This window comes from Methylobacterium sp. WL116, assembly GCF_008039455.1.
Taxonomy (GTDB): domain Bacteria; phylum Pseudomonadota; class Alphaproteobacteria; order Rhizobiales; family Beijerinckiaceae; genus Methylobacterium.
The window spans coordinates 1-2,378 of sequence record NZ_VRUV01000631.1; the positions used below are offsets into that span (position 1 = coordinate 1).

3 protein-coding genes are annotated in these 2,378 nt (G+C 72.8%); 2 read left to right on the forward strand and 1 reads right to left on the reverse strand.

The features are described 5' to 3' along the window. A partial coding sequence (locus FV223_RS25525) for a WcbI family polysaccharide biosynthesis putative acetyltransferase (RefSeq protein ID WP_246689812.1) occupies positions 1-906 on the forward strand: 906 nt, incomplete at its 5' end. A gap of 43 nt (positions 907-949) precedes the next feature. Here FV223_RS25525 and FV223_RS25530 read toward each other — a convergent pair. Continuing rightward, positions 950-1,345: a response regulator gene (locus FV223_RS25530; protein ID WP_147729566.1), complete on the reverse strand. Its 396-nt coding sequence runs from the start codon at positions 1,343-1,345 to the stop codon at positions 950-952. Positions 1,346-1,767: 422 nt separating this feature from the next. On the opposite strand from FV223_RS25530, the gene pal reads away from it, so the two are divergent. Then, complete coding sequence (gene pal, locus FV223_RS25535) at positions 1,768-2,283, forward strand: peptidoglycan-associated lipoprotein Pal (RefSeq protein WP_147729567.1); 516 nt, start codon at positions 1,768-1,770, stop codon at positions 2,281-2,283. Positions 2,284-2,378: the final 95 nt, after the last annotated feature.

A 2,378-nucleotide genomic window follows, 5' to 3' on the forward strand; every position in this document is an offset into this window, starting at 1 on the left:
GTGCTCGGCAACTGCCAGGCGCGCGGCGTGGCCCAGGCGATGCGGCTGCTGGCGCCCAACAGCCCGGTGCGCTTCCTGCCGATGGGGACGCTCGGGCGCGACCTCGGCGACATCGACGGGCTGGTGTCGACGCTCGCCGCCTCCGACCACGTGTTCTCGCAGCTGTTCCCGGCCGGGCTGCTCCCCGGCGGCGACATCGCGGTCCTGCGCCGGCGCGACCCGCGCACCAAGCTGTTTCCGACGATCGTGTTCTCGGCCTTCCATCCGGACATGGTCTATGCCGGCCGGGTCGAGGACCTCGCGGCGCTGAAGCTCGCGCGCTCGCCGCTCGGGCAGTACCATTCGGCGATCGCCCTGTGCGCCCACCGCCTCGGCCTCACCGCGACCCAGGCCGGGCGGCTGTTCCGCGAGGACGTGTTCCGGCGGCTCGGCTATCTCGACCAGTGGGAGCCGGCGGTCCGCGAGCTGATCGGCGGCGGGGCCACGGTCGCCTTCGGGCTCGAGCGCGAGATGAGCCGCTGGAGCCGGCGCGGCGCCTTCATGCACGTGATCAACCACCCGAAGGTCTTCGTCGTCGCCGACATCGCCCGGCGCCTGCTGGTCGAGAGCGGCTTCGCGCCGGAGCCGGTGGAGATCGAGGACTACCTCGGCGACGAGCTCGCCCGCGACGTGGTCTGGCCGGTCTATCCGCCGATCGCCGAGATCTACGGGCTCACCGGCTCGTACCTGTTCAAGACCAAGCCCCGCGGCGACGCCTTCCCGGTCCTGTACGACCTGCCCGGCTTCCTGGCGGCGAGCTTCGCCCTGTACGACGCCGCGGAGCCGAGCGACCTCGCCTGCGCGCGGGTCGAGGCCTGGATCGGCGCGCCGGAGATCGTCGCGATGTTCCGCTCCGCGGCCGCGTGAGCCGGGGCGGGTCGCGTGACGCCCCGGCGCGACCGGGCGACGATCACATCGCGGCGCGGAGCGGCTCGTCGGTGACGCCCTGCGCCATCATCCGCACCACCTGCTCGATGTCGCGGATCTGGAACGGCTTGCGCAGGTAGAGGCCGCCGCGGACGGCGCGCGGCGGCAGGCCGGGGGCGGTCGAGGTGTAGACCACCGGCCGGTCGGGATGCATCGCGCGGAAGGCCTCGGCCACGCTCCAGCCGTCGATCAGGCCGGGCAGGCGGATGTCGGTGAACAGCCAGTCGATCGTGCGGCCGCGCTCGCGCAGGATCGTCAGCGCGGCCTCGCCGCTCGACGCCTCGATGACGCGGATGCCCTGCGTCTCGCACAGCGACGCGACGATCTCGAGGAGCAGGTAGCTGTCCTCGACAATGAGCACGCTCTGGGCGGGATGCATCGGGGTGGATCCGGTCGGCAGGTTTCGCCCCAGTGGAGGCCGCGAGCGTTAACGCTTCCCTAACGCGCGCCGCCCCCGGCCCCGCATGCCCACGCGGGCTCGCCCGCGACGCGCCGTTGTTGCGCCGCCGCAACGCTCCGGTCGAATCGACGCTTGCGCGAGGCCGGGCCGCGCGGCCGCCGCAATGCGGGTGCCTGACGGGGCCCGCGACGTCGGTCCTAGCGCCGCGAGTCCTGCGTGCGCCACGACACATCGGCGGCGGGCCGGCTCCGTTGGAAACCCGGCGTCAAGCTTGATGGAACCTTCGCTTAACCCGACAGGCTTAAAGCCCAATCTCGTTTGATCGCGCGGACATCAACGCGCCGACCTGCCGCGACCCGGGACCGGGCCGGCGCACACCGTCCGCTCGTGGAGTGACAGACATGCCCCGATCCGCGCGCTTCCGCGCCGCCACCTTCCGCGCCGCCTCCCTGAGCTTCGCCCTCTGCGCCGGCCTCGCCGTCTCGGCCTGCAGCAGCGACAAGGACCTCGCCGACGCCTCCGCCTTCGGCGGCGGCGCCTCCACCCCCGGCAGCGCGCAGGACTTCGTCGTCAACGTCGGCGACCGGGTGTTCTTCGAATCCGACTCGACCGACCTGACGCCCACCGCGACCGGCACCCTCGACAAGCAGGCGGCCTGGCTGCAGCGCTACCCGCGCTACAGCTTCCTCATCGAGGGCCATGCCGACGAGCGCGGCACCCGCGAGTACAACTTCTCGCTGGGTGCCCGCCGCGCCCAGGCGGTGAACGACTACCTCGCCTCGCGCGGCATCGCCGCCGGGCGGATGCGCACCGTCTCCTACGGCAAGGAACGCCCGGTCGCGGTCTGCAACGACATCTCGTGCTGGTCGCAGAACCGCCGCGCCGTGACGGTGCTCGACCGCGGCGCCGGAAGCTGACCGCAGGCGCGACCTTCGTCGCCCGACGACCCCGCCATCCTGCCTCCACCACAACGCGGCCTCCTCGGGCGGGCGTATCGGGGCAGGGGCGAGCG

Excerpts from the sequence above, each read along its gene's own strand:
- FV223_RS25530 (WP_147729566.1), bottom strand. The coding sequence starts at position 1,345 with ATGCATCCCGCCCAGAGCGTGCTCATTGTCGAGGACAGCTACCTGCTC.
- pal (WP_147729567.1), top strand. The coding sequence starts at position 1,768 with ATGCCCCGATCCGCGCGCTTCCGCGCCGCCACCTTCCGCGCCGCCTCC.